The organism is Prochlorococcus marinus str. GP2 (assembly GCF_000759885.1).
Taxonomy (GTDB): Bacteria; Cyanobacteriota; Cyanobacteriia; order PCC-6307; family Cyanobiaceae; genus Prochlorococcus_A; species Prochlorococcus_A marinus_J.
This window is the reverse complement of sequence record NZ_JNAH01000003.1, coordinates 299,020-323,922: the sequence shown is the minus strand read 5'-3', so window position 1 is coordinate 323,922 and position 24,903 is coordinate 299,020. Positions and strand designations below refer to the sequence as shown.

Below are 24,903 nucleotides of genomic sequence, written 5' to 3'. Positions count from 1 at the left end.
AATTTTTTATATTTTTTACCTACAAACTTAATCTTATTTTTCTAAGATTAAAAGAAAAAATTATGAAAGAAATAAATATCATATGGTTTAAGAAAGATTTAAGAATTTATGATAACGAAGCTCTTTGTGAGGCTACAAAAGATTGTGATATTTTACCTATTTACATTATTGAGCTAGATATTTGGAGCCAAAATACTCATTCACATAGACAATGGCAATTTTGCAAAGAAAGTTTAATAGATTTAAGGAATGCACTTACTGAGATCGGACAACCATTAATTATTAGAACTGGAAATGTTATTAATATTTTTGATGAAATTAGTTCAAAATTTAAAATCAAAGGTATATATAGCCATCAAGAAACCGGAGATTGGCTTACATATAAAAGAGATCAAAAAGTAAGAGAATGGGTTTTAAGCAAAAATATTATTTGGAATGAATTTCTACAATTTTCAGTTTTTAGAGGAAATTTAGATAGGAATGATTGGTCTAAAAAGTGGCAAAAAAATTCCGAAAAAAACTTACTTAAAGCTCCATTAAGAATTAATTCTATTAACTTTAATATTGGAGAAATACCTTCAGACGAAATTTTTAACTTTAAAAAAGAAACTTGTCCAGGAAGAATGCAAGGAGGAAGAAAGAAAGGTTTAGAGAGAATGCAATACTTCTTTAGTAATAAATTAGATTCTTATTCAAAAGATATATCTAGCCCAGAAAAATCATTTGATAGTTGTACAAGACTATCCCCATATATTTGTTGGGGATGCATTTCATTAAAAGAAATTTTTGAAAAGGCAAATTTATCAAAAAACAATAATTCCAGGATGTTAAAAAGCAGATTAACTTGGCATTGTCATTTTATTCAGAAACTTGAAAGTGAACCAGAACTAGAGTTTAGGGAATACCATCCTTTTTTTAAAAATATTAGAGAAAAAAATAATGAATTACTTTATTCATGGAGTTCAGGTAATACTGGCTTTCCTTTTATAGATGCATGTATGCGTTCATTAAATTTCAATGGATGGATTAACTTCAGGATGCGAGCGATGTTAATGTCTTTTGCTAGCTATAATTTATGGCTACCATGGCAAGATTCAGGTTCTGAATTAGCAAATAAATTTGTAGATTATGAGCCTGGAATACATTGGAATCAATGCCAAATGCAATCTGGAACTACATCTATAAATACCAATAGAATTTATAATCCTATTAAGCAGGGAAAAGATCATGATCCTCAAGGAAAATTTATAAAAAAATGGATACCAGAATTAAATGATATATCACCTAATTTCATTCATGAACCATGGCTATTATCTAGATTTAATCAAGAAGAATATGAACAAATTAATTACATAAGACCAATAATTGACATCCCAAATAGCACTAAAACTGCAAAGAAGAAAATTCAGGAAATCACTAAAAAGGATGGATATTGGGATATCTCAGAAGAGATTTATTTAAAGCATGGTTCTAGAAAAAGGCTTAGAAAAAATATAAATAATAAAAAAATTGTTTCTAAGGCAAAGGAAAAGCAATACGAACTGAAATTAGATTTCTAAATTTTATTTTCAGAAATTTCCAGATTCTTTTTGCGCATAGGAAAATTTCTTAATTTTGAAATTTAATATATAAATCCACGATGAAGTATTGGAAGCTTTAATGTATTTAATAGATTTTATTAATCATGTCTGAAAGATTTGAATGGGACGATACCAATAGTTCAGGTATATGGTGGAGTACTAATGTAAGCATTAGAGACGAGTGCATTTTGCTCAAAGAAGATACTAAATGCGAAGATTCTGATATCGTCGAACTTCTTAGGAGTATTGCACAAAATATTGAAGATAATGGCCTTTAATTTTTAAAGGAATATTCTCTCTTTTAAAGATTTTGAATTCCTTTTACAGCTTTTATTAGTTCGATAGTAATACCTTTTTCACTCATTGAATGACCAGCATCATCAACAATAATTAATTCAGAATTCTTTAATTTTTTATTTAGATCCCAAGCGCTCCTAACAGGACATACTACGTCATACCTACCCTGAATTATTTTTGTTGGAATCGATTCTATTGTTTTTATATTTTTCAAAATAAAATCATCCTCTAAGAAAATATTATTAATAAAATAATGACATTCGATCCTTGCAAAGGCATCTGAAAAAGAATTAACTTCAGACTTATCAAAATCAAATTTTTTATTTATTAAATGACTTGTTGAGAGTTCCCATTTTGTCCAAGCTGCCGCTGCTTTTGATCTAAGATTTGCATCTGATGATGTTAGATATTTATAAAAAGAACTTATTAAATCATTTCTTTCTGCTTTTGGTATTACAGAAATATATTCTTCAAATTCATCGGGGAATATCTCACTTGCACCATATTGATAGAACCACAATAATTCAAACTTTCTACATAAAAATATTCCTCGCAAAGTTAAGCTCCTAACTCTTGAGGGATTTTTAATTGCATATATAAGTGAAAGTGTTGAGCCCCAGGATCCACCAAACAAATGCCAAGTATCTATTTTTAAAAGGATCCTTAATTTCTCAATGTCATCAACTAAATGATTGGTCGTATTTTCTTTTAATTCGGAGAAAGGAGTTGAAGAACCGCAACCTCTTTGGTCAAATTGAATAATATCGAATTTATCTGGGTCAAAGTATCTTCTGTATCTTGGTTGACTTCCTCCTCCTGGACCTCCATGAATAACAAGAATTTTTTTGCCTTTTGGATTACCAGATCTTTCCCAATAAATAGTATGAATATCACTTACTTTTAAAAAACCCTTTTCACATACTTCAATTTTCGGAAATAAGACTTGATCTTTCATTTTGAAATATTTTTAATCACTTTATTTATCTATATTATCCAAAAAGAAGTCTAGTTTAGAAGTAATTTGTAAAAAAAAAGGACTGGTTGTACAGTCCTTTTTAATATTTAATTTCCTTCTAACAGGATATAAAATTACATATTTTAAAGTCTATTTACTCATAAACCTATAATACGTGAATTCGGGGATTTCTCTCGATAATTTCAGTTCCTGTTATCGCTAGTAATTATAAAGCGAAGTCTTATCAGACTAATTGATTGAACTTTAATTTTCGAATAATCCCATTCTCAGGAATACGCTTCCTATATTTTGGAATTTGCTAAATTTCAGGCGGACTATCAATCATTTAGATTGCCTCCGAACTCAACATTTATAAATTACTCCTTTTTATATGTTCAGTAAATCCGTAAATATGCTGATTTACTTTTGTCTTGATTTGTAAGAGGATTTTAATGACCCTTTGTTTTTTATTGATAAATATAAAAATTAAAGTCTATAGTACTTAGTTATTCAGATTCATAGAGCAAAATAGATTCAATTATTCTTTTATCACTTTCAGAAACTTTATAATCTTCCAATTTCCACTCAACAAATTTTATATACTCATCAATAGAAGGATTCTTATCAAGGCACTTACGTCACTCTCTAATCCAATCTGCTAAGGCAAAAGTTATTTTTGTAGTAAGCATATTTACCAATCAAAGTAATTAAAATCTAGGCCATTAGTTTTTCATAAAATTCCCCCTCTTTTATACCTTTATCATATTTTTTAATAATCTTTTTAGAAGAAGCTATTGAGGGAATTAAATCTCCTAAATATATTTGCTCCATCGTAATTGATATAATGATCTTAAATTATTTATTATTCTATATTAAGAATTTGATAAATAGATTATTAATATTGATTATGGATTTCATCAAAAAGAACAAGATCTTAACACTAATGGCGGTAATTGCAGTTTTGTCATTTGTATTAGAAAAAGTAGGTATAATACACCCTTAAATTAATTAAGTTTATTTGATAAATACTTCCTAATGAAATAAGTAAACAGATACTATTACTGCCAAAATAAGCAATGGAGATAATAATGTAAAAATTAAAGTTGAAAGATTAATCAGCATAAATTTTAAATAAATACACAAATTTAATAAACATCACTTTTAAGCATTTGCAATAAGTAAAATTTAAATTATTACGATATAAAAAAACATTTGATTAAAGAGAGATATAAAGAAGAATATGAAGAAGGCTCAAACTTACTATGGCCTAGCGATAAAGAAGATAAAATAACTCGGCAATTTTATAAAGATTTATCTATTCTTTCAAAAAACATAAACTATAGTAAAAAGAAAAGGCTAAAACTTTTTGAACAAGTGGTTAGAATAATAAAAGGCAAAGGTTGGGGTTAATTAATATTCAAACTAAAATGAAAAATGTAATGATATTAATTAGAAGTTTTTTTCTCTTAAGACCAAGATTTTTATCCACTATATTTTTTATTCCTATTCTTTATGGCATTGGCTGGGCTTTATCTCAGCCACTTTTATTATTTAATTTTGAAAAAGAAAATTTATCCTTAATTGGTACTATTATTACTTTCTTTCTTTTTATCCTTTTACTTCCATATTGGTTTTATATCAAACGAAACAAATCAAGTGCTTGGATACTTCTTGGGATAACAAAAGACAAATTCTTAAAAAACATTGTCAATTTTTCTCAAGGTATTTTATTTGCTTTAGTTTTAATAATTATAATTCTGGTACCACTATTGCAAAAAAATTATATTTCATGGATAGGTGAATTCTCGCCAATAATATTGTTAAATTCTATTTTACTGGGATTAGGTGTTGGATTCGCAGAGGAAATAATTTTTAGAGGCTGGTTATTAGAAGAATTAAAATTTGAATATGGCACAAAAATATCAATAGCTTTGCAAGCTATGATTTTTAGCTTCGTTCATAATTTATCAAATGAGATCTTTTGGAACATAGCAGGATTACGTTTGGGATTTATTTTACTTGGGATATTTCTATCATTAGTAAAAATTAGAGATAAAGGTTCTTTATGGAATTGCATAGGAATTCATGGAGGACTTGTGGGCATTTGGTTTTTATTAAATAACGGATTAATAGAATTCAAAGAAAATACACCTTCTTTTTTAGCAGGGCCTTTCACAGAAAATGTTCCGAACCCAATCGGAAGCTTTAGTGCAATTTTAATATTACTTTTTTTATGTATTTTTTATACAGTAAAATTAAAAAAGATTTTCACGAGACGTTTTAATTAGATATAAATACGGATTGATTTTCGATTAGTAATTGCCAAATTAAAATAAAGCTTAATATTCATATGAACTTTGAAGCAGGAATAAGGTTTATTGTGTTTTTAATAATTTTTGGAGTTACAAACTATCTAATGATGTTGAGAAGATATGAAAACGACATCAAAAAAAAGAAATATTTACAGCAGAAAAAGATTTCCAGGCTATACCCTAAAGGTTCATTTATTTTCTGAAATTAAAAAAAGTTTTTGTAAAATTAACTCACCATTTTTTATTAGTTTTTTGCCAACCTTCATTTAACAATTTTTGCCATAATAATCTTGCTTCTTCAATAACAATTTTTTTTCTAGTTTTCATTAATGGAGGATTTTCTCCATGAATTCCCATAATAATTCCTTCTTCAATAAACATATAATCAATAGATTTATCAGAATTATCTCTATCTTTATAGAAACGCATCACCCCTACAAAATTAGAGTCAATTAACCAGAAATCATTAGTTGTATTCAAAAAGCCAAAATGAAATTAAATTAATAATATGCTTCCATTACAATTTGCGAGGGAAATATTTATTTAGTTTATTCATATTTGATATATTTTTTCTTTTTGTCTACTTTTTTTCAATTCGCCACGTTTCTTCTTAACCTCAACTCTTTTCTTTTGTGATGCTTTAGTGGGTTGTGTAGATTTTCTTAATTTAAAAGGTTTATTTAAAGCATTTTTTATTATTGAACTAAATTTCATTAAAGCTAGCTGCCTATTTAATAATTGATTTCTATGTTCTTGAACTACTAAACGTAAGCTATTATTTACTAATTTGTTTTTCAAGTTTCTCTTAAGAATTTCTTTCTGATAATCATTTAATACTTTGGAATCTTCTAAATCAAAAATAATCTCTACTCTGCTTTCAATTTTATTTACATTTTGCCCTCCAGGACCGGAGGATCTGGAAAAGCGCCACTTAATTTCGTTGGAGGGGATTACTAATGTTTTAGAAATTTTTAAATCCATTTTTAGTTCTTTTTGATTTAAATTTTATAATCATCTCCTTAATACTTTAAAACATACCTTAAAATTCGATCGGTAAATACTGGGCGGTTGTGTTAGGTAAACCGAAGTTCGGTGTATTTGCCGTATCAATATCTACGGTATTTATCCTTTAATATTTCAAAGAATTATCAGATATTGAACTTGTACTAATTCAAAGGTCACTTATGTATTCAATGTTTGATCTTCTTTTTGAAACACCTTCATATCGCCCTGTATATGTTATTTCCGATAGTGAAATGAAGGAGTTAAAGAAAAACCAACATCAAGAAGAGCTTGATGAAATTACAACACAAAAAGTAAGACTTGAAGATGCTTTTAAAGCTCAACTAAAACATCTTGAAGAGAGAGAAAAAGAAGTAAAAAAAGAACTTAAAGTACTCTCAGCCTCAAAAGATAAATAATTTATTTTTAGAGAAATTACTTTTTTAAAAGACGGTTAAAAACCGTCTTTTTTTAATTCTTATAGTTTTCAGGGATATATTAAATCCACAGATTTTAAAAATATTTTCCATAATTAAAAAATGAATAACAATAAAGAAAAAATAAGAATGTTCTTACCCTTTAGTTGGGTAATTTGTGCAGCAATATCCTTTGCTTATATAAATTCGCATTTAATAAATACCTAAAATAAATGTCTTATCCCTCAAGAGACGAAATACTTGCATCTTCAAAAGGGTGGGTAGCATCTTTTTTAAATTTTCTTCCTGGTTTAGGATCGGGTTACTTATATCAAAGAAGATGGAAACCCTATTTTTTTACCATCACTGCTAGTACTGCATGGTTCGCTTTAGGTATTTTTTTACAAGGAGATTCAGAACCCTCTCAAAATGAACAAATAATTGGCATTTCTGGTCTTTTTTTCATATCAATAGTTACCGTTATAGAAGCTAACTTGGCTTTCAAAAAATCAAGTAATAAAACAAAAGCTGAAAAAGAGAAAATAATTTCCTCTGAAAAAAAAGGATGGTTTAAATAATTCAATAAATTAGATCTAAAAAAATATTTAATTAATTCTCAGTTTCTTAATTTAAAAAATAATTACCATAAATTATTTTAAAGATAATTAAAAGATTTTTTTTAGTTATAAAAAAATAAAATTTCCTTTTCTTTAAGACCTTCCCATCCCGAGTCTATTAATAATTGATTCAAAGTTTCTTTATCAAAATGCTTAGAACCCGTTTTGACGCATCTATTTCTCATTGATTTTTTAACACCACTCCTTTGTCTTTTATTCTCCTCATCCATAATTCTATTATATAGATTTAGCATTTTTTGAGGTATTGGAGTACCGTCAAGATCCACTCCATTTTCAATAGCAAGATCAACAGCCTGCATTCCCATTTTCTTCATATATTAAAAAAAAGCTGAAACAATAATAAAACAAAAGTTATTAATCTAAAATTCTTTAAATAATAATTTATTGATTTTGAATTTCCTTAAGTACTCTAATAGCCTCTTTAATGTGTTCAGGACCATTCAATAAATCTCTAAAAATATGCCTAACTGTCCCTTTGCGATCAATAACGTAAGTTACCCTACCATCCATAAAACCTAATACTTTAGGAACTTTAAAAGTTTTTCTAAGAGAGTCATTTATGTCGCAAAGTAATGGATATTGTAATTTATTTTTATTAGCAAATGCCAAATGACTTGAGGTACTTCCATTACTTACTCCCCAAACTTGCGCACCTAATACTTTAAATAAGTCATATTTATCTCTAAATCCGCAAACTTCTATAGTGCAACCCGGCGTATCATCTTTAGGATAAAAAAACAAAACAAGGGGATTTTTTAATCCCTTATTTGATCTTTGAACTCCATTTTGATCCAGTAAAGAAAATTCTGGAATTTTATCTCCAATCTGCACAATTATTGTTTATAAAATTCCATATTAAAGGTTAATATGTTTTTTTTGTGGCCTTAAATTAAATAACTGATATTAAAGTCAGTTTTTTTGTTTTAAAAGATACTAAAAAATTATTGAAATAAACTAGGCTGAATTTATTGATTCAGTGTTATGGAATTAATAGTTTATATTTTTTTGTTTCTTATTCTTTTTTTGGGAGTTATTTTTAATTTAAAAATAACTAATTTTAAAAAAGTTAAAGAAATACGAAACAAAGTTAAAGATTGTTCAACAAAGAATAATTAGATTATGTATTACTAAGATTAAAATTCAATTTTTTCATTTGGAGTAAATACTGAGCAGTATTCTCTTACTAAGTCCTTTGGCTGATTAATGGAAGAATTCGTTAATTTTAATTTTAGTTTTTCTATGGCCTCATTAGTATCAATCTCACCAAGTCGATATCTTGCGCAGGTATCCAATACTTTAAACATTTTTGTGGTAACGGCTTCAGCTGGATAAATCAGAAAATTTAGGTAAAAAACAACAAATAAATACTTCATTTTTTTTAAAAGAAATTAGATATTTAGCTAATAGTTTCAATAATTTAGAAAAAGAATAAAATTTAATAGAATAATTCAATTTGAATTAACTCTAGGAATTATATAAAACAATAATAAAAGAAATTAAAATAAAATATGTGATAATGATAAATAATCTTGGTAAAAATGAGAAAATTAATAGATAAACATAAAACTCTTATAAATTGGTACCAAAAAAAATTCAAATTGAGTGATTATCAATTACTTTGGTTAGTTTTCTTTAAAGGAGTATTAATAACAATAATATTTTTCAAAATTTTTTAATATTAATAAAGCTATTTCAAGAATGAAATTTTTACGTGTTTTGACTATATTTAATAATAGATTTTCTCATAAGTTAAATAGTTATCAGCTATGAATATTTTTGGTGTAGGTTTGCCTGAAGTTACTGTAATACTGATCTTAGCTCTTTTAATCTTTGGTCCAAAAAAGCTTCCAGAATTAGGAAAACAGCTTGGCAAAACTTTAAAAAGTCTTAAAAAAGCATCGAACGAATTTCAAAATGAAATCGATCAAGTGATGAAAGAAGAAGATAAAGAGGAATCTCCTAAATCTATAGAAAACAATCAAACAAATAAAATTAATCAAGAAAAAATAGATTCAGAAAACAGCAACAACTAATATCTTGGATAGGCCCATAACCCCCTTAGACGAATTTGAAAGAGCATTAGATAAGGCAGCTCTTACTAAAGAAGAATATGAATTAATAGACTACATCCGCTATACAAGCGTTTTTACACAGCCAAGTCTTATTAAAGATTTAAAAAGGCCATCAAAGCCTCCTCTTTTGTCAGTTCTATGTCAAATTTGCAGAAAAATTGGTTCAGAGATGCCAGATCATTTCAACAAAGTGATTGAGTGGTCAATTAAAATTAGTGATCACGATACAAAATGGGATGCTCATTTAATTTGCGCAGAGGCATTAAATATAGACAAAATTCCATTAAGTCCTATTCATGGAACAACTTTATTTGATGTTCTTGTTGTACACAAAGAATTATTTCTTGGCTTTGATTGAATTAACTTTAATTAATCATCTAAAGGCACAGAATCAGTATCTATAACCTCCGAATCATCATATTTATTTATTTTTTTTTCAATCCAGTTATTTATATAACTAACTAGAGGCAATGAACCTCTAAAAATAAAAATAGAAGTAGGCAAAGCGCTTAATAAACCGACTACAGGACTTTTAAAAAGTAATCTTCCAGCTTTAATGTTAAACAAGATTATGAGCGCTGAGGGTACTAAAACTTTAACTACTGTTTTGAGCGCCTGAAGCCAACCAACACGATATATCCACCAAATTAAAATAATGCCAATTATATAAAGGAATAAGTAAGTCATAAAAATAGTATAATAATTTTCTATTTATCTTGTTCTTACTAAGAAAAAGATTTTTATAAATTTTTTACATCAATCAATCAAATTCTAGTAATGAGTTTTTCTGAAATAAGAAAATTTTTAATTAAGATGCAATCTGATGAAGAATTAAAAAAGCAGGTTACGACATCCTCTACAGCAGATGATGTAGCCCTAATAGGACAACGCTTAGGTTATGACTTTTCAGGAGATGATCTCTTAAGATTTAATGGCCAAAAAGTTGATAAAGTTACCGTAAGAAAGGTAGATCATCCAGGGGAATACCACTAAATTAAGACTTCACCCATATTGCAAGCCCTCCACCCCTGCCTCGAGCACATAACCAATTATCTTTAGTGCTAATTCCTACAAGTGAGAAAAAAGGCATTTTTTTATCTTCTGGTTTTTTTAATTCCTTATTAAATATAGGAAAACTACTAATACTAATTTTCAATTCTTCAAAATAGAAAGCCAATAAAGGTCTAATCCCTTTTAATTCTGCGCTGCCTATAAAAGTAATATTTAATAATCCGAAATTAATTGAATTTTTTATTTCATAATTTATTTGATCCTCTTTATTTTTACTTTTCAATTCGAGTCTTGCCGACAATACTTGGAGAATCGAACTGGATATATTTTTGATTTCATCTGACTCCTTTCCCCATACATACTTAAACTTCCATATTCCTAATAATTCCTCATATACAATTCCGCTACCATTTTTTTGGGAATTTTTTTCTAATAGTTTTATCTCATTAATATCAGGAAAGTATTTCATAATAGACTTTAATCTAAGAATCAAATACTAAGATAACTTCATAAAAAATGTTCTGAGTTAAAAAATCTCCCCAAAAAGATTTCTTTGTTTCAATATATTTCCAAAAAAATAATTTTTTGGCACACATAAGGAACAAGATCTCGTTAATATATTTACATAAAGTAACTAAATTAATGGATTTCATCTCAAAAAGCCAAGGATACATACCCCTAAAAGCTGTCCCTTACATATTTTTCCTTGCTGTTGTTCTAAGTATTACAACTTCAACTAATACATTTGTCTAAAAAGCATTAGTTCTACGAGAAGAGTAAAATAAATAATTAATGAAGAAGTTCGATGTTGTAATAGTTGGTAGTGGAATAGGTGGATTATGTTGTGGTTCGATCCTCGCTTTATCAGGCAAAACAGTTCTTATGTGTGAAGCACATACCCAGCCGGGAGGTGTTGCTCACAGTTTTAAAAGAAAAGGTTACACTTTCGAATCAGGACCTTCATTGTGGAGTGGAATTGGTAAATGGCCGACAACTAATCCCCTTGGGCAAATTCTTAAATTACTTGATGAAGAAGTTGAACTATTTCAATACAAAGGTTGGCAAGTAATTGTCCCAGAAGGCAATTTTATTCTTGATGTAGGGGAAGAACCCTTTAAACAAACAATTAAAACTTTAAGAGGTGAGAAATCTGTTAAAGAATGGGAATCATTTATTTCCGGAATAAAACCTCTTAGCAAAATAATAAATGAAATACCTTTACTCTCATTTTCTCCCGAATCAATAAATTTCTTAGATCTAATAAATTTAACCTCAAAATTTTTACCTAATATCAATCAAATACCAAAAATTAATAAAGGCTTTGGGAATTTAGTTAATAATCATCTAGAGGATCCTTTTCTCAGAAATTGGGTTGATTTATTGAGCTTTTTGATAAGTGGTATGTCAATGCATGATACAAATACAGCTGCAATGGCTACTTTATTTAACGAATGGTTTGAACCAGATTCATACCTTGAATACCCTAAAGGTGGTAGTGATTCTATTGTAAAAGCCTTAATTAATGGATTTAAAAAAAATGGAGGAGAATTAATTCTCTCTTCGAGAGTAAAGACAATTAACTTCAATAAAAATTTAGCGACAGGTATAACCCTTAATAATGGTGAGAGTTATAGGTGTGAATCTATCGTCACTAATACTGATGTTTGGAATTTAAAAAAGTTAATTCCAAATGAAATTTCAAAAAAATGGAATACAAAGGTTTTGAACCCAAATAAATGTGATTCTTTCCTTCATATACATTTAGGTTTTGATGCTGATGGTCTTAAAGATTTGCCAATACATGCGATACATGTTGATGAGTGGGAAAAAGGTATAACCGCAGAAAGAAATATAGCTGTATTTTCAATCCCATCTGTTTTAGATAAAAATATGGCTCCTAAAGGGAAACATGTTCTTCATGGATATACTCCAGCAAATGAACCTTGGGAAATTTGGGAAAACCTAAATCCAAAGGAATTAGAATATAGAAATTTGAAAGAAGAAAGATGTTCAATATTCCTTAATGCAGTGCGAAAATTCATCCCTGATATAGATGAAAGGATTGATTTAAAGATGCTAGGAACACCAATCACTCATAAAAAATTCACCAATACCTATTGCGGTAGTTACGGCCCTGCATTATCTGCAGCAAAAGGTCTTTTCCCTGGCTGCAAAACTCCAGTGAAAAATCTATTTACTTGCGGGGCAAGTACATTTCCAGGTATTGGAATTCCTGCTGTTTCAGCAAGTGGTGCTTACGCAGCTGAAAAAATTATTGGTAAAAAAGAATTTAAAACTCTTCTTAAGAAAATAAATTTATGAATCAAGTTCTTTTTCATAACTACACAAACAGTTAGTTAAGAAATAAGAATAAAGAAAGCAAAAACGTTCAATAATGATAATCTTTATCTGAACATAAACTTAACTTATAGCTCTTATATGTTTTTCTTATCAATTCCTCAAGCCTGGCATTTAGTTGGCACTTGGTCAGAACAACTTCCAAGCGAGTCAAATCTTATAGGAATGGGCCAAACAGAATTAATGATGACATTACATTCAATATTTGTTCCTCTCTTACTTGTAATTTCATATTATCTATTCAACAGACTTAATAAAAACGAATCAAAGAAAATTAAAGGCTGATAGTTAAAGTTTTATTTAGCTGAACTTCTTCTAACTACTTTTCTACCTGTAGAAGTATCAACTCCGCTTGAATCACTCGTTTGTGAATTTGTTTCGTCATTATCAATATCACTCTTATCCAATTCTGCGCAAACTCCTACTACCATGGCAGCTTGCATTTGATCTGGCAAATCTCCAATAGTTAGTAAGGCCTTTAAAACTAATTGAAGTCGAGTTTGCCGATCTATTTCAGGTCTTAGTTTTTTTACGGTATTCCAAAGTTCTTGGGTAACTTCTTTTAAAAGTTCTCGATCTACAGCCAAATTAAATCCTTTTTATATTTCTACTAATCTAACAAAAAATTGGATCTCGTAAAATAATATTCAATAAAAAGATTGTTACTTAATATTTTTCTATCCGAATAAAAGTTGCATTTGTTGATGCAATTCATTCTTCTCTTTCAAAAGTTCATTTTTTTCAATCTTTTTAAGAGTAAAAGTTCTATAAAATTTTTTTTGAATCTTTATTGGAGTATTTTCAAACTTTGCATTTTTGCTTATTAGGAAATTCCATTCTTTTGAATTAAAAGGGGCATAAGGAGAAGATGGGATCACTTTCATATTGTAATAATACATCTGTACTAATAATAGTACGGATTTACTATAGTGCAACAGTTTCTTCTAATATCTTAATTTTAAAGTCTCTTTTGAGGGTGGATTGATTTTTTTTATCTAATTTGTAGGATTTATAAGTTTCATAAATGAATAAAAGTATCGTTCATAACTTTTTGATCCTTTTTTTTAGTGTCTTAAGACTTTTCTTTCTAAAAACCCTTTTAAAATAGTGAATTTGTTGAAATTAACATTGACAAGATATTTTTAATAATCCCTCCTATAAAAGGTTTAATGAACTTTTCAAAAATGCTTCTTAGTAATCAAAAAAGACAAAAGATTCAAGGAATAATTAAAAGAATTGCTCGAGATCAATCAATTACATTGGAAGAAAGGATATATGTTGAGAAATTTGCGCACTATAATTCGACAATTTCACTTTGGCTGAAAAAAGCTAACAGCTTTAGAAGGAATGGGACAAAAAATGATGGGGGGATTGATAACCTCTTACAGTCGTTTGGGATAGATGGACTAGATAAAGAAAATCATTTCAACCCAAATGAAGATGATATATCGGATTGGTTTGGCGGTGCTCCTGGTTGGCTAAGGAAAAGCTAGATTCATTAATTATTCAACTTACCCAGGCTATCTTACACAAATATATGCTCATAAAAGATATAAATACCCAAAAAACCCATGGTATAAATTTAATCGGAACTAGATATTTTTTTGAAAAGCTTTTCATATAGAATTTTCTTTTAGACTATTTCTTACTCGCCGTTTTTGAGAATAGGTTTAATTGCTCTATTTAAAATTTAAATAATATTCGAAACCTCAAAGATATTAAATCACTTTAAGTAGATAAAAGTTAATCAGCCTTAATCATCACAATCTAAGCGACTATATTTTCAATGATCCTTGTAAAATTTACTGTTTTTGCCTCATCATGGTCTAAATCATTCCAATATTTTATAAGTCTTTCTAATTCATCAATCCTCTTTTTGGCATTTGCAATTTTTTCAGTATTTGTCATATAAAATTTTTATCTATCCAATTAATGCATGAAAAAAAAATATTTCAATGGAAGTATCAATTTTTAGTCCATAAATATTAATTTTTGGTTAATTAATTAAATACTTTATAGTCCTTAAACTGTTGAGTAATTATACTTAAAGAAAACGTAATTTATGAAGAAATTCAATTCTTTGATTTTGAATAGTACAGTTAACTTCTTAGACTTTATATACTCTGGTAGATCTTTGCAGAGATTTTGGGTTTTAGAAGTAATAGCTAGATCACCTTATTTTGCATTTCTTTCAGTTCTTCATTTTAAAGAATCCCTTGGAATTAAAAATGAAAAAACAATGATTTTAATGAAAGAACATTTTTATCAAGCTATTAACGAAACTGAGCATCTTAAAGAAATGGAAAAAAGAGGAGGAGATAGGTTCTGGATTGATAGATTTTTTGCGAGACACCTTGTGCTTGTCTATTACTGGATCATGGTTTTTTATTATTTTTTCTCTCCAGCTAATGCTTATGATGTCAACATAAAAATCGAAGAGCATGCATTTGAAACTTATTCCAAATATTTAATACATAATCCAAATGATCAAAAAATAAAAGAAATTGCTCAAGATGAATTAAATCATGTCCAAGAACTTAACGAAGCTTTGTCAATGCTTACTACAGTTTAGATTAGTGCTGAGAAATCTATTAGCAATATTGAGAGCATCACCGAAGAAGATATTAATCCTAGACTAATCATTAATGAGACATAACCTTTTTTTCTAGGCAATTTATAAAAAGATATTCCAATAATTAATATCATTATTAATGAGAAAAAAATTATAATTTTTTCATTTAATAAATTGAGATGTAAAACTAAATTTTTTTCTTCAAAAAATTTAAGAAATTCAAATAAAACTAATTCTTCTTCTATTTTCTTAAAATAGTCAAATAAGCTTATAAAAGCAGAACTTAATAAAGATAATGCAACCAGTGCACTAACTGGTTTTGTTAACCTGTTAAGTGTTCTATTAAAACTTACCAATAAAATAAAAATAAATAACGAGGTTACTAAAGGTATTAAAGGTATTAGAGTCGTTGAATTTATGAAATTTCTCACGAAAAGAATATGTATCTAAATTAAAATTTTATATTATTTCGACGCGTTTTTTTATTAAATAAGATTTTTTAAAATCTTAAATGTAATTAGTACCTATTGCATTCTGTGTAAATTGATACCAAAATTAAATTAGTATTGAAAAATAAAATGTTAGCCATTTCTGAAATTATTATTGCAAGTGCTATCTTCCTAGGAATTGTATATTGGGAAGTTAAATTCCTATATGCCAAAACTACTGTCGCGAAATAACTCCACTCAAAGCAGGGAAATTAAAAACATAGAAAATTTAAATAAAATTTAAGAATTTAATTTGACAAAAAAAGCTATAAATATGAGAGAATAAACACAATTATTAAGTTCCTCTAATGAGCGAAGTCCAAAATCCTAATACTAACTCAACTCAGCAGCAGCAACAGCAACAGCAACAATCCTATTCGGACAGCAAAATTAATTCTGCTGAGAGCGAGAGGCTTTATCTTGAGATGAAAGAAGCTTGGCTTTAAATTTAATTTGTATTTGAAATAATATTTCTATAAATTTTTTAATTTTTTTTTAATTTTGAATTAATCAATACTTTTTTATTTTCTATACCCTTTAAATTTTGTTTAATTGCAAAAGTAATTTGTTTAGAAAACTTAAAATGTTAGAGAAAATTAATGGAAGGCTCGCAATGGGAGGGTTGATATATTTAGTCTTTACAAAATTAGTTTCCAACCGTGCCGACATATTAGATCAGCTTAAATCTTATTTGATTTAAGAGATTAATTTGAAATATTATCCAGGAATATTTCTTTCTATATAAGCGTCAGTTAAAGCTAAAATTAACCCCAATAATGTTGAAAATATAACAATTTCAGTCGATTCCATTTTTTTTTTAAATTACCCCTAGTTTGCTAAATAACTCAAAGTTCGGCAACAAAACTAATAACTTACTATAGTACGTTTATACTATAAGTTATTTATTGTGAGCTCAGCAACCCCTGAGTTTCTTTTCGTTAGGCCTGGTGATTATGTCGCAATTAAAAAAGAAAATTGCGAAAATACTAACGTAAAGAATAAAAATTATTGGGTCGGTCAAGTTATCGACTGTATTGGAGGAGCTAGAAATCCAAATTCATGGACCTTGTTTCAAGTAGCCAATATTGATAATGGAGAGATCACTATAATCAACTCGGATCTTGTAGAAAAAATTTTGAAACCCTCTGAAAGTTAAGCTTATGGATAATCAAACAAACTTTCTTCAGTATTACAGAAACAAAAGGCAAAATGCTCGCTTTAAAGGGAATTACCCCAGTTCCAAGCAGGCAAGTCCGTATACTTGATTCATTGGGCAGGGAGGTTGAATGCCTTTATACATTCTGTAAGTTTTTGATATTTCCTCAAATCCCAAACTTGATAAAAGATAATTTGCATATGGATTCAGATTAGAGCAATCCAATAAGATTTGGGCATCTAAATCACCAACCAAATCCCTTATTAATAATTCAGCAAGTGGTGGGGTATCCGCCAAAAGAGGTCCGATTCTCCAGCCTTGCTTATTGTCCTCCAAAACACAAGGTCTTATTCTGCCAAATCCATGGCACATCCCATTATTATCAACAATTGCACTGACATTACCATGAGAATTTTTCAACCAGTCATTTAGAAAATGTGGTCTGGGACTAGGTTCTCTTTGATCATCATAAATTAAGACCGCTTCAGAGGAAATTTTATTACCCGGTACAACTTTAAAAGAATGAAATTGATCTTTATAGAAATTTCTCAATGGCAAATTATGAGAACCATTTAATTTCCATCGATTTGTAATAGAAGATTTTCTAAACCCCCACTTTGCGTAATCATTCAATCTATCTGGGGCAGCCTCAAGACCAATACAATCAACATTTTTCAAATATTCGAGGGCATGATTCCATAATCTCACTCCATATCCATTATTTCGAAATTCTTTTTTAACGATAAATAAACCTATAAAACCATAAGAGGAATTATATTTTATACACGCAATAGAACCTATAGGATTATTGTCGAGACAAGCTACCCATACCCCTTGTGTATCTGTATTTCTATAAATTGATACGTCATCCATTCCAGGAGAAAATCCTTCTAACCTTGCCCAGTTTGTAACGTCTGGTATTTCATTTTTAGATATCAATCTAATAGAAAATTTTTCTCTCATAAAAATATACTAACCAAGAAAAATTTGAATTTTTAAAGACAACATCAATAAATTTGATTATTTCTTATAAATCATTCACTTTGATTTAAGTGGCTAAAAACCTTACTTATTTAATATTTATCCTCTGATATATTTAATACTATTCATAGTAATAAAATGAAAATTTCTGGTAAATTTCATTTAGAAGACATTAATAAATTAAAAAATACAGTTCTCTCTGGTAAAACGGAAAATATAAAATGGCGGATACAAAATCTAAATATAGTTTCTAAACTTTTGGATGAAAATAAAAAAGAAATAATAAAATCACTTTTTGTTGATTTAGGTAAATCTGAAATTGAAGGGCTTTCAGAAATCCTATTAGTGAAAGAAGAAATTTCACTTATAAAAAAGAAGCTCAATTCTTGGATGCGACCAAAAAAAATTGATACACCTTTTTATCTATTTCCATCATCCTCCAAAGTTATTTATGAACCTCTTGGGTGTGTCTTAATTCTTGGTCCTTATAATTATCCATTACTTTATGTTTTAAAGCCATTGGTAAATATTTTCTCAGCCGGAAATACCGCAGTTATAAAACCATCAGAGAAATGTCCTGCGACTTCAAAACTTATTAAAAAGCTTACTGCCAAATATTTCCGTAAAGATGTCCTAATGACAGTAGAGGGTGACTATAAACAATCCATGCAATTAATTGAACAAAATTTTGACCACATATTTTTTACAGGAAGTACTGAAACTGGAAAATTTATAATGAAATTAGCTTCAAAAAACTTAACTCCATTAACTCTTGAGTTAAGCGGAACAAATCCTGTAATTATTTTCAAAAATGCAAATTTAGATGTTGCTGCTAAAAGAATTGTTTGGGGTAAATTTTTTAATTCTGGTCAATCCTGCATAGCTCCGAATCATATCTTTGTAGATAAAGAAATTGAAACTATTTTTATAGAAAAATTAAAGAAATACATAGTAAGTTTTTACGGAGATAATCCAATTATTTCCGAAAACTTATCAAAATTAGAGAAAAAGCAATTTACATCAACTGTAGAAATTTTAAAACAATTTAAAAAAGAAAAAAGAATTTTATTTGGGGGAACTTTTAGTAAAAAAAAGTTGAAAATATCTCCCACAATTTTGAGATGTAAATTAAACGAAACAGATATTTTGCAGAAAGAACTATTCAGTTCACTACTCCCAGTAATTGGAATAAATGATAAAGAATCAGCTTTAAAACAGATTAGTCAAACATCAAAACCATTAGCAATCTACTTATTTGGAGGCAATAAGAAAATCCATAATCATATTTCAAAAGTAACCAGCTCAGGAACAATTTGTATAAATGATGTGATGTTGCCAGTCCTTATTCCAAATTTACCGTTTGGAGGTGTTGGGCAAAGTGGTTTTGGTAAATTTCATGGAGAAGAAGGGTTTCGAAATTTTTCAAATCAAAAATCTATTACTTTTAAAGGTTTTTTATTTGATTCAAATCTGCGGTATCCCCCCTACGAAAGAGTAATGAAATTTTTAAAGTTTATTTTTCAAGTTTAAATTACTTAAATTATTTTCAAAAACCTAGCGATTTTAAATTTAAAGATTATCTTTAAATAAATAGTGAGTTTTATGAAATTTGCATTTTTAATAATTGCCATATTTATTAATTTTTTTAATCATTCATTAATAAAATCAGAAGAGAAGATATTTTCACCAAAAAATAAAATTGAGAATATTGCTAGAAAAGAATCCATTACTGATGAAAAAACTGAACTAAAAAAAATTCATATTGTAAAAAGTGGAGATACAATATCGAGTATTTCAAAATTCTATTCAATAAATAAAGATTTAATTATTAAATTGAATAACTTAAAAGATGAAAATTATATCTTTGTTGGCCAAAATATTATTATTTCGGAATCTACTGAAAATCTTACAAAACAATCAGATTTAGTAAATAATTATCATATTGTTCAAACTGGCGAAAATCTTACTGAGATATCAAACAAATATAATTTAAAAGTAATCGATATTATCGAGATTAATAATCTCATTAATCCTGATTCAATAAAAGTTGGTCAGAAGCTCATAATAAGAAAAAAGAACACAATTAATTCAGGAAATTATGAAACAACTGAAAATAAAAAAAATAATGACTTACTTGAGTTAGATAAAAAAATTTATGGTCCTATAATTATTCAAAGTAAATCATATAAAAATAATAAAGGTAAAAAAGTTCTAAACGTATTAAATAAAGATAATAAAAAACTGATTCTTTCAATAAATTGCGAAAAAAATGAATTAGATGTAAGAATCCCAGGCAGAAAATGGATAGGAGCACAGCCGGCTCAAGAAGAATTCGAAAAGGATTTAATAAACGATTTTTGTTAAAATTTTTAATTAATATGTGTGAATAATTTGTCTAAGAATATTAATGATGGGTTATTCTACAAAAAGTTAAATTAATAGTAATGGCTATTTCAAGAGGAGATCTCGTAAGAGTAAAAAGACCAGAATCATATTGGTACAATGAAATTGGTAAAGTCGCTTCAGTTGATACCTCAGGTATTAAATATAACTGTGTAGTTAGATTTGATAAAGTAAATTACGCCGGAATAAGCGGAACTGATGGTGGAGCAAATACAAATAATTTTGCTGAAAGTGAATTAGAAAAAGCTTAAATAATTGCCTGAGTTACCTGAAGTAGAAACTGTTAGAAGAGGTTTAGAGCAAAAACTTAATGAATTTATCGTTAAAAAAATAGTAGTCTGCAGGGATTCAACAGTTGCATTCCCTTCTAATAAAAAAGAATTTATTAAGGGACTTCAGAACTCACTTTTATACAAATGGAATCGGAGAGGAAAATATTTAATTGCTGAACTAAAAAAAATTGAGAATGAGAATACTCAAATTAATGAAAAAATAACATTGAAACAAAATGGATTTCTTGTGGTTCACTTAAGAATGACTGGATATTTCAAATTTATTACTAACTCTACTCCCCCCTGTAAACATACAAGAATAAGATTTTTAGATAAAAATAATAATGAGCTTAGATACATTGACGTTAGAAGTTTTGGCCAAATGTGGTGGATTAAGCAAGGGTTATCACCCAATAAAATAATCAAAGGATTAGGATCATTAGGACCAGAACCATTTTCTAAAGACTTTGATACAAATTACCTTAAGAAAGTTATTTCAAAAAGAACAAAATCTATCAAAGCTATTTTATTAGATCAAACAATAGTGGCGGGCATAGGTAATATTTATGCTGATGAAAGTTTATACTCGGCTGGCATTTCACCTTTTAGGGAAGCTCAAACAATAAAGAAGAATGAGTTAATAAAGCTCAAAAAATCAATCGTAACTGTATTAAAAAAAAGTATAGGTTCTGGAGGTACAACATTTAGTGACTTTAGAGACCTGGACGGAGAGAATGGGAATTTTGGCATACAGACTAATGTCTATAGGAGAACTGGTAAAGAATGTCATAAATGTGGAAGTTTAATTGAAAGGCAAAAAATTACTGGAAGAAGTACACATTGGTGTCCTAAATGCCAAAAATAAAAAAGGGCTTACTCAAGAAAAGTAAGCCCTTTTAAATATTTTTACCTGGCATTGAGCTATTTTCTCAAGGGGCTACCCCCTAAATATTTTCGCCGCTGATGCGTTTCACAACCGAGTTCGAGATGGATCGGAGTGGTTCCACATCGCCATGAACACCAGGATAGTGTGAACCTTGAGAACTGCATAGAAAATTATATAAATTAAAACAATAAATTAAGTTTATTTGGTCAAGCCCTCGGTCTATTAGTACTCCTCCGCTGCACTTGTTACCAAGCTTCCACGTAGAGCCTATCAACGGGTGTTCTTCCCGTGACCTTACTGGCTTAAGCCATGGCAATACTCATCTTGAGGTGGGCTTCCCACTTAGATGCTTTCAGCGGTTATCCACTCCGCACATGGCTACCCAGCGTTTACCGTTGGCACGATAACTGGCACACCAGAGGTGCGTTCCTCCCGGTCCTCTCGTACTAGGGAGAAATCCTCTCAATATTCCTGCGCATACACCGGATATGGACCGAACTGTCTCACGACGTTCTGAACCCAGCTCGCGTACCGCTTTAATGGGCGAACAGCCCAACCCTTGGGACCGACTTCAGCCCCAGGTTGCGATGAGCCGACATCGAGGTGCCAAACCTCCCCGTCGATGTGAACTCTTGGGGGAGATCAGCCTGTTATCCCTAGAGTAACTTTTATCCGTTGAGCGACGGCCCTTCCACGCAGAACCGTCGGATCACTAAAACCGACTTTCGTCCCTGTTCGACTTGTAGGTCTCACAGTCAAGCTCCCTTCTGCTTTTGCACTCAACGACTGATTTCCAACCAGCCTGAGGGAACCTTTGTGCGCCTCCGTTACCTTTTAGGAGGCGACCGCCCCAGTCAAACTGCCCATCAGATACTGTCCGCTTCCCGGATAACGGGTAAGCGTTAGAACCCTAGCTCTAAAAGAGTGGTATCTCACCGATGACTCAATAATACCCACAAGTACTATTTCAACGTCTCCCACCTATTCTGCGCATTCAGAGCCCGAGCACAATATCAAACTACAGTAAAGCTTCATAGGGTCTTTCTGTCCGGGTGTATGTAGTCCGCATCTTCACAGACAATTCTATTTCGCCGAGCCTCTCTCCGAGACAGCGCGCAAATCGTTACACCTTTCGTGCGGGTCGGAACTTACCCGACAAGGAATTTCGCTACCTTAGGACCGTTATAGTTACGGCCGCCGTTCACCGGGGCTTCAGTCGCCAGCTTCACTAAAAGCTAACCAGCTTCCTTAACCTTCCGGCACTGGGCAGGTGTCAGCCCCCATACATCGTCTTGCGACTTAGCGGAGACCTGTGTTTTTGGTAAACAGTCGCTTGCGCCTCTTCACTGCGACCAGCTCTCGCTGGCACCCCTTCTCCCGAAGTTACGGGGCCATTTTGCCGAGTTCCTTAGAGAGAGTTATCTCGCGCCCCTCGGTATTCTCTACCACCCCACCTGTGTCGGTTTCGGGTACTGGCATATGTGCCTTAACGAGTATAGGGCTTTTCTTGGAAGTATGACATCACCAACTTCGCTGCCGTAGCAGCTCGTACTCACGCCTTAGCTCAAGATGTTTTCTCCATCTCTCAAAGCCTCGAACGCTTGAACCAGTAACCAACATCTGGCCTGGTTAGCCTTCTCCGTCCCCCTTCTCAAAACACATCTGGTACAGGAATATTGACCTGTTATCCATCGACTACGCCTTTCGGCCTCGCCTTAGGTCCAGACTAACCCTCCGCGGACGAGCCTGCCGGAGGAACCCTTAGGGTTTCGGGGCATGGGATTCTCACCCATGTTTTCGCTACTCAAGCCGACATTCTCACTTCTATGCTGTCCACGTCCGCTTACGCTAACGCTTCACCCTACATAGAACGCTCCCCTACCATAAATAAATTTATCCGCAGCTTCGGTATAACGCTTAGCCCCGTTCATTTTCGGCGCAGGATCGCTCGACCAGTGAGCTATTACGCACTCCTTTGAGGATGGCTGCTTCTAGGCAAACCTCCTGGTTGTCTGGGCAATCCCACCTCCTTTATCACTTAGCGTTAATTTTGGGACCTTAGCTGGCGGTCTGGGCTGTTTCCCTCTTGACTATGGAGCTTATCCCCCACAGTCTGACTGCCTAGTTACACACAGGGTATTCAGAGTTCATATCGATTTGGTACCGCTTTCGCAGCCCGCACCGAAATGGTTGCTTTACCCCCCTGCTGGAGCACTAGACGCTACGCCTCAACGTATTTCGGGGAGAACCAGCTAGCTCCTGGTTCGATTGGCATTTCACCCCTAACCACAGCTCATCCGCTGAATTTTCAACTTCAGTCGGTTCGGACCTCCACTTGGTATCACCCAAGCTTCATCCTGGCCATGGTTAGATCACCAGGGTTCGGGTCTATAAACACTGACAAACGCCCTATTAAGACTCGCTTTCGCTGTGGCTCCACCATTTCCGGTTTAACCCGCCAGTGCCTATAAGTCGCCGGCTCATTCTTCAACAGGCACACGGTCACCCGATTAGTCGGGCTCCCATTGCTTGTAAGCTCACGGTTTCATGTTCTATTTCACTCCCCTCCCGGGGTTCTTTTCACCTTTCCCTCGCGGTACTGTTTCTCTATCGGTCACACAGTAGTACTTAGCCTTACGAGGTGGTCCTCGCAGATTCACACGGAATTCCACGTGCTCCGTGCTACTCGGGATACAGCTAGGTCAACTTATCTTTCGATTACGGGGCTTTCACCCTCTGTGGCACGCCATTCAAACGTTTCTTCTAGACTTGTTGATCCATATTGCTGTCCCACAACCCCGATAGTCAAGACTATCGGTTTGGGCTATTCCCCGTTCGCTCGCCGCTACTGAGGGAGTCGTTATTTACTTTCTCTTCCTCCAGCTACTAAGATGTTTCAGTTCGCTGGGTTAGCTCGCACCAACCTATATATTCAGCTGGCCGTACATGGGGTTGCCCCATTCGGAAATTCCCGGATCAAAGTGTGCTTCCAACTCCCCGAGACTTATCGCAGGTAACCACGTCCTTCATCGCCTCTGTGTGCCTAGGTATCCTCCGTGAGCCCTTTGTAGCTTGACCAATAACTTCAAAAAATTGAAGCATCAGCTTAATAGAATTGTTATTTAATGCATTCGCACAAATAATAAATCTGCATCATTAAAGATGCTTATTGTCTTTAAAAATAATCTATGCAGTTGTCAAGGTTCTCTGAAAACAATGAAAATAATTCAATGAGTCCAGCATCTTAATAAGTTTGATTAGGAAGCTAGATTCGTTCAGAATTTGATCACACCTAAAAATTTCCCTTCAATAAATTTATGGAAGAGGTGGTAATCAGTGGAGGTAAGCGGACTCGAACCGCTGACATCCTGCTTGCAAAGCAGGCGCTCTACCAACTGAGCTATACCCCCAACATAGAGATATGGGCCATCCTGGACTTGAACCAGGGACCTCACCCTTATCAGGGGTGCGCTCTAACCACCTGAGCTAATGGCCCAGGAAAAA

General features: G+C 31.3%; 32 protein-coding genes, 2 tRNA genes and 2 rRNA genes. 19 read left to right on the top strand and 17 right to left on the bottom strand.

Translation table 11 applies throughout. The features are described 5' to 3' along the window. Positions 1-62 precede the first annotated feature (62 nt). Both EU91_RS05885 and EU91_RS09275 read left to right on the top strand, forming a co-directional pair. Positions 63-1,559, top strand: a complete 1,497-nt coding sequence (locus EU91_RS05885; RefSeq protein ID WP_032524097.1) for an FAD-binding domain-containing protein — start codon at positions 63-65, stop codon at positions 1,557-1,559. 125 nt (positions 1,560-1,684) lie between these two features. Next, positions 1,685-1,858: a hypothetical protein gene (locus EU91_RS09275; protein ID WP_179850524.1), complete on the top strand. Its 174-nt coding sequence runs from the start codon at positions 1,685-1,687 to the stop codon at positions 1,856-1,858. A 23-nt stretch (positions 1,859-1,881) separates the two neighbouring features. On the opposite strand, the gene pip is transcribed toward EU91_RS09275, so the two are convergent. After that, positions 1,882-2,832, bottom strand: a complete 951-nt coding sequence (gene pip, locus EU91_RS05890; protein WP_032524096.1) for a prolyl aminopeptidase — start codon at positions 2,830-2,832, stop codon at positions 1,882-1,884. Positions 2,833-4,044: 1,212 nt separating this feature from the next. Here pip and EU91_RS05895 point away from each other — a divergent pair. Then, positions 4,045-4,242, top strand: coding sequence for a hypothetical protein (locus EU91_RS05895; protein WP_032524095.1), 198 nt, complete (start codon positions 4,045-4,047; stop codon positions 4,240-4,242). Between the two features lie 29 nt (positions 4,243-4,271). Continuing rightward, a complete protein-coding gene (locus EU91_RS05900; RefSeq protein WP_241433920.1) occupies positions 4,272-5,120 on the top strand; it encodes a CPBP family intramembrane glutamic endopeptidase in 849 nt (282 codons plus the stop codon). Positions 5,121-5,375: 255 nt separating this feature from the next. On the opposite strand, the gene EU91_RS0108475 is transcribed toward EU91_RS05900, so the two are convergent. Beyond that, positions 5,376-5,624: a DUF1651 domain-containing protein gene (locus tag EU91_RS0108475; RefSeq protein WP_025891419.1), complete on the bottom strand. Its 249-nt coding sequence runs from the start codon at positions 5,622-5,624 to the stop codon at positions 5,376-5,378. 72 nt (positions 5,625-5,696) lie between these two features. Next, entirely contained in the window at positions 5,697-6,125 is a 429-nt protein-coding gene (gene arfB / locus EU91_RS05905; RefSeq protein WP_032524094.1) for an alternative ribosome rescue aminoacyl-tRNA hydrolase ArfB, read from the bottom strand. 203 nt (positions 6,126-6,328) lie between these two features. Here arfB and EU91_RS05910 point away from each other — a divergent pair, with 203 nt between their 5' ends. After that, positions 6,329-6,565 carry a hypothetical protein gene (locus tag EU91_RS05910; RefSeq protein WP_012007144.1) on the top strand — a complete coding sequence of 79 codons (237 nt, stop codon included), beginning with the start codon at positions 6,329-6,331 and terminating at the stop codon, positions 6,563-6,565. A 230-nt stretch (positions 6,566-6,795) separates the two neighbouring features. Beyond that, on the top strand, positions 6,796-7,140 hold the full coding sequence (locus EU91_RS05915) for a hypothetical protein (protein WP_032524093.1): 345 nt from the start codon (positions 6,796-6,798) through the stop codon (positions 7,138-7,140). A gap of 101 nt (positions 7,141-7,241) precedes the next feature. Here the strand turns inward: EU91_RS05915 and EU91_RS05920 are convergent, their stop codons facing one another. From EU91_RS05920 to EU91_RS0108470, 3 genes are all read right to left on the bottom strand, one after another. Then, entirely contained in the window at positions 7,242-7,514 is a 273-nt protein-coding gene (locus EU91_RS05920; protein ID WP_032524092.1) for a small RNA NsiR4-regulated ssr1528 family protein, read from the bottom strand. Positions 7,515-7,581: 67 nt separating this feature from the next. Then, complete coding sequence (locus EU91_RS05925; protein ID WP_082303025.1) at positions 7,582-8,031, bottom strand: peroxiredoxin; 450 nt, start codon at positions 8,029-8,031, stop codon at positions 7,582-7,584. Positions 8,032-8,333: 302 nt separating this feature from the next. Continuing rightward, entirely contained in the window at positions 8,334-8,573 is a 240-nt protein-coding gene (locus EU91_RS0108470; RefSeq protein WP_032524090.1) for a hypothetical protein, read from the bottom strand. A gap of 393 nt (positions 8,574-8,966) precedes the next feature. Between EU91_RS0108470 and EU91_RS05930 the strand changes: the two genes are divergently transcribed. Both EU91_RS05930 and EU91_RS05935 read left to right on the top strand, forming a co-directional pair. Further along, positions 8,967-9,233, top strand: coding sequence for a TatA/E family twin arginine-targeting protein translocase (locus EU91_RS05930; protein WP_032524089.1), 267 nt, complete (start codon positions 8,967-8,969; stop codon positions 9,231-9,233). A 4-nt stretch (positions 9,234-9,237) separates the two neighbouring features. Further along, positions 9,238-9,630, top strand: a complete 393-nt coding sequence (locus EU91_RS05935; RefSeq protein WP_032524088.1) for a hypothetical protein — start codon at positions 9,238-9,240, stop codon at positions 9,628-9,630. A gap of 11 nt (positions 9,631-9,641) precedes the next feature. On the opposite strand, the gene EU91_RS05940 is transcribed toward EU91_RS05935, so the two are convergent. Beyond that, positions 9,642-9,959 carry a hypothetical protein gene (locus tag EU91_RS05940; protein ID WP_032524087.1) on the bottom strand — a complete coding sequence of 106 codons (318 nt, stop codon included), beginning with the start codon at positions 9,957-9,959 and terminating at the stop codon, positions 9,642-9,644. A 90-nt stretch (positions 9,960-10,049) separates the two neighbouring features. On the opposite strand from EU91_RS05940, the gene EU91_RS05945 reads away from it, so the two are divergent. Further along, positions 10,050-10,265: a Nif11-like leader peptide family natural product precursor gene (locus tag EU91_RS05945; protein ID WP_011817836.1), complete on the top strand. Its 216-nt coding sequence runs from the start codon at positions 10,050-10,052 to the stop codon at positions 10,263-10,265. Position 10,266: 1 nt separating this feature from the next. Here EU91_RS05945 and EU91_RS05950 read toward each other — a convergent pair whose 3' ends face one another. Beyond that, positions 10,267-10,752 (bottom strand): hypothetical protein, encoded by a 486-nt coding sequence (locus tag EU91_RS05950; RefSeq protein WP_032524086.1) that lies wholly within the window; start codon positions 10,750-10,752, stop codon positions 10,267-10,269. A gap of 323 nt (positions 10,753-11,075) precedes the next feature. On the opposite strand from EU91_RS05950, the gene EU91_RS05955 reads away from it, so the two are divergent. Both EU91_RS05955 and EU91_RS05960 read left to right on the top strand, forming a co-directional pair. Next, positions 11,076-12,605 (top strand): phytoene desaturase family protein, encoded by a 1,530-nt coding sequence (locus EU91_RS05955; RefSeq protein WP_032524084.1) that lies wholly within the window; start codon positions 11,076-11,078, stop codon positions 12,603-12,605. Between the two features lie 117 nt (positions 12,606-12,722). Then, positions 12,723-12,926: a hypothetical protein gene (locus EU91_RS05960; RefSeq protein WP_025931386.1), complete on the top strand. Its 204-nt coding sequence runs from the start codon at positions 12,723-12,725 to the stop codon at positions 12,924-12,926. An 11-nt stretch (positions 12,927-12,937) separates the two neighbouring features. On the opposite strand, the gene EU91_RS05965 is transcribed toward EU91_RS05960, so the two are convergent. Together EU91_RS05965 and EU91_RS05970 are read right to left on the bottom strand one after the other, a co-directional pair. Next, positions 12,938-13,228: a TIGR03894 family protein gene (locus EU91_RS05965; RefSeq protein WP_032524083.1), complete on the bottom strand. Its 291-nt coding sequence runs from the start codon at positions 13,226-13,228 to the stop codon at positions 12,938-12,940. 90 nt (positions 13,229-13,318) lie between these two features. Further along, positions 13,319-13,525, bottom strand: coding sequence for a hypothetical protein (locus EU91_RS05970; RefSeq protein WP_032524082.1), 207 nt, complete (start codon positions 13,523-13,525; stop codon positions 13,319-13,321). A gap of 300 nt (positions 13,526-13,825) precedes the next feature. On the opposite strand from EU91_RS05970, the gene EU91_RS05975 reads away from it, so the two are divergent. Then, a complete protein-coding gene (locus EU91_RS05975; RefSeq protein WP_032524197.1) occupies positions 13,826-14,134 on the top strand; it encodes a hypothetical protein in 309 nt (102 codons plus the stop codon). A gap of 274 nt (positions 14,135-14,408) precedes the next feature. On the opposite strand, the gene EU91_RS09270 is transcribed toward EU91_RS05975, so the two are convergent. Continuing rightward, positions 14,409-14,549 (bottom strand): hypothetical protein, encoded by a 141-nt coding sequence (locus tag EU91_RS09270; RefSeq protein ID WP_193741586.1) that lies wholly within the window; start codon positions 14,547-14,549, stop codon positions 14,409-14,411. A 154-nt stretch (positions 14,550-14,703) separates the two neighbouring features. Between EU91_RS09270 and EU91_RS05980 the strand changes: the two genes are divergently transcribed. Beyond that, positions 14,704-15,213, top strand: a complete 510-nt coding sequence (locus tag EU91_RS05980) for an alternative oxidase (RefSeq protein WP_032524081.1) — start codon at positions 14,704-14,706, stop codon at positions 15,211-15,213. Here EU91_RS05980 and EU91_RS05985 read toward each other — a convergent pair. Further along, entirely contained in the window at positions 15,210-15,644 is a 435-nt protein-coding gene (locus EU91_RS05985) for a hypothetical protein (protein ID WP_032524080.1), read from the bottom strand. The genes EU91_RS05980 and EU91_RS05985 overlap by 4 nt on opposite strands. A gap of 365 nt (positions 15,645-16,009) precedes the next feature. Here EU91_RS05985 and EU91_RS09265 point away from each other — a divergent pair, with 365 nt between their 5' ends. Continuing rightward, positions 16,010-16,147 (top strand): hypothetical protein, encoded by a 138-nt coding sequence (locus EU91_RS09265; RefSeq protein WP_002807298.1) that lies wholly within the window; start codon positions 16,010-16,012, stop codon positions 16,145-16,147. 461 nt (positions 16,148-16,608) lie between these two features. Further along, on the top strand, positions 16,609-16,857 hold the full coding sequence (locus tag EU91_RS05990; RefSeq protein ID WP_032524079.1) for a DUF3104 domain-containing protein: 249 nt from the start codon (positions 16,609-16,611) through the stop codon (positions 16,855-16,857). A 72-nt stretch (positions 16,858-16,929) separates the two neighbouring features. Here the strand turns inward: EU91_RS05990 and EU91_RS05995 are convergent, their stop codons facing one another. Then, positions 16,930-17,820, bottom strand: a complete 891-nt coding sequence (locus tag EU91_RS05995) for a GNAT family N-acetyltransferase (RefSeq protein ID WP_032524078.1) — start codon at positions 17,818-17,820, stop codon at positions 16,930-16,932. A gap of 156 nt (positions 17,821-17,976) precedes the next feature. Here EU91_RS05995 and EU91_RS06000 point away from each other — a divergent pair, with 156 nt between their 5' ends. The 4 genes from EU91_RS06000 to EU91_RS06015 all read left to right on the top strand — a co-directional run bounded on the left by EU91_RS06000 (position 17,977) and on the right by EU91_RS06015 (position 21,378). After that, positions 17,977-19,368, top strand: coding sequence for an aldehyde dehydrogenase family protein (locus tag EU91_RS06000; RefSeq protein WP_032524077.1), 1,392 nt, complete (start codon positions 17,977-17,979; stop codon positions 19,366-19,368). A gap of 72 nt (positions 19,369-19,440) precedes the next feature. Next, the gene (locus tag EU91_RS06005) at positions 19,441-20,202 is read left to right on the top strand and encodes a LysM peptidoglycan-binding domain-containing protein (RefSeq protein ID WP_032524076.1); all 762 of its coding nucleotides are present in this window, start codon (positions 19,441-19,443) and stop codon (positions 20,200-20,202) included. Between the two features lie 80 nt (positions 20,203-20,282). Then, on the top strand, positions 20,283-20,492 hold the full coding sequence (locus EU91_RS06010; protein WP_011817817.1) for a photosystem I reaction center subunit IV: 210 nt from the start codon (positions 20,283-20,285) through the stop codon (positions 20,490-20,492). A 4-nt stretch (positions 20,493-20,496) separates the two neighbouring features. Next, positions 20,497-21,378, top strand: coding sequence for a DNA-formamidopyrimidine glycosylase (locus EU91_RS06015; RefSeq protein ID WP_032524075.1), 882 nt, complete (start codon positions 20,497-20,499; stop codon positions 21,376-21,378). A 43-nt stretch (positions 21,379-21,421) separates the two neighbouring features. Here EU91_RS06015 and rrf read toward each other — a convergent pair. The 4 genes from rrf to EU91_RS06035 all read right to left on the bottom strand — a co-directional run bounded on the left by rrf (position 21,422) and on the right by EU91_RS06035 (position 24,895). Next, a 5S ribosomal RNA gene (gene rrf, locus EU91_RS06020) occupies positions 21,422-21,538 on the bottom strand. A gap of 63 nt (positions 21,539-21,601) precedes the next feature. After that, positions 21,602-24,477, bottom strand: a 23S ribosomal RNA gene (locus EU91_RS06025). Positions 24,478-24,736: 259 nt separating this feature from the next. Then, positions 24,737-24,809 (bottom strand) — tRNA-Ala (locus EU91_RS06030). Between the two features lie 12 nt (positions 24,810-24,821). Then, positions 24,822-24,895 (bottom strand) — tRNA-Ile (locus EU91_RS06035). Positions 24,896-24,903 lie beyond the last annotated feature (8 nt).

Excerpts from the sequence above, each read along its gene's own strand:
- EU91_RS05885 (WP_032524097.1), top strand. The coding sequence starts at position 63 with ATGAAAGAAATAAATATCATATGGTTTAAGAAAGATTTAAGAATTTAT.
- EU91_RS09275 (WP_179850524.1), top strand. The coding sequence starts at position 1,685 with ATGTCTGAAAGATTTGAATGGGACGATACCAATAGTTCAGGTATATGG.
- pip (WP_032524096.1), bottom strand. The coding sequence starts at position 2,832 with ATGAAAGATCAAGTCTTATTTCCGAAAATTGAAGTATGTGAAAAGGGT.
- EU91_RS05900 (WP_241433920.1), top strand. The coding sequence starts at position 4,272 with ATGATATTAATTAGAAGTTTTTTTCTCTTAAGACCAAGATTTTTATCC.
- arfB (WP_032524094.1), bottom strand. The coding sequence starts at position 6,125 with ATGGATTTAAAAATTTCTAAAACATTAGTAATCCCCTCCAACGAAATT.
- EU91_RS05910 (WP_012007144.1), top strand. The coding sequence starts at position 6,329 with ATGTATTCAATGTTTGATCTTCTTTTTGAAACACCTTCATATCGCCCT.
- EU91_RS05915 (WP_032524093.1), top strand. The coding sequence starts at position 6,796 with ATGTCTTATCCCTCAAGAGACGAAATACTTGCATCTTCAAAAGGGTGG.
- EU91_RS05920 (WP_032524092.1), bottom strand. The coding sequence starts at position 7,514 with ATGAAGAAAATGGGAATGCAGGCTGTTGATCTTGCTATTGAAAATGGA.
- EU91_RS0108470 (WP_032524090.1), bottom strand. The coding sequence starts at position 8,573 with ATGAAGTATTTATTTGTTGTTTTTTACCTAAATTTTCTGATTTATCCA.
- EU91_RS05930 (WP_032524089.1), top strand. The coding sequence starts at position 8,967 with ATGAATATTTTTGGTGTAGGTTTGCCTGAAGTTACTGTAATACTGATC.
- EU91_RS05940 (WP_032524087.1), bottom strand. The coding sequence starts at position 9,959 with ATGACTTACTTATTCCTTTATATAATTGGCATTATTTTAATTTGGTGG.
- EU91_RS05945 (WP_011817836.1), top strand. The coding sequence starts at position 10,050 with ATGAGTTTTTCTGAAATAAGAAAATTTTTAATTAAGATGCAATCTGAT.
- EU91_RS05950 (WP_032524086.1), bottom strand. The coding sequence starts at position 10,752 with ATGAAATACTTTCCTGATATTAATGAGATAAAACTATTAGAAAAAAAT.
- EU91_RS05955 (WP_032524084.1), top strand. The coding sequence starts at position 11,076 with ATGAAGAAGTTCGATGTTGTAATAGTTGGTAGTGGAATAGGTGGATTA.
- EU91_RS05960 (WP_025931386.1), top strand. The coding sequence starts at position 12,723 with ATGTTTTTCTTATCAATTCCTCAAGCCTGGCATTTAGTTGGCACTTGG.
- EU91_RS05970 (WP_032524082.1), bottom strand. The coding sequence starts at position 13,525 with ATGAAAGTGATCCCATCTTCTCCTTATGCCCCTTTTAATTCAAAAGAA.
- EU91_RS05975 (WP_032524197.1), top strand. The coding sequence starts at position 13,826 with ATGCTTCTTAGTAATCAAAAAAGACAAAAGATTCAAGGAATAATTAAA.
- EU91_RS09270 (WP_193741586.1), bottom strand. The coding sequence starts at position 14,549 with ATGACAAATACTGAAAAAATTGCAAATGCCAAAAAGAGGATTGATGAA.
- EU91_RS05980 (WP_032524081.1), top strand. The coding sequence starts at position 14,704 with ATGAAGAAATTCAATTCTTTGATTTTGAATAGTACAGTTAACTTCTTA.
- EU91_RS09265 (WP_002807298.1), top strand. The coding sequence starts at position 16,010 with ATGAGCGAAGTCCAAAATCCTAATACTAACTCAACTCAGCAGCAGCAA.
- EU91_RS05995 (WP_032524078.1), bottom strand. The coding sequence starts at position 17,820 with ATGAGAGAAAAATTTTCTATTAGATTGATATCTAAAAATGAAATACCA.
- EU91_RS06000 (WP_032524077.1), top strand. The coding sequence starts at position 17,977 with ATGAAAATTTCTGGTAAATTTCATTTAGAAGACATTAATAAATTAAAA.
- EU91_RS06005 (WP_032524076.1), top strand. The coding sequence starts at position 19,441 with ATGAAATTTGCATTTTTAATAATTGCCATATTTATTAATTTTTTTAAT.
- EU91_RS06010 (WP_011817817.1), top strand. The coding sequence starts at position 20,283 with ATGGCTATTTCAAGAGGAGATCTCGTAAGAGTAAAAAGACCAGAATCA.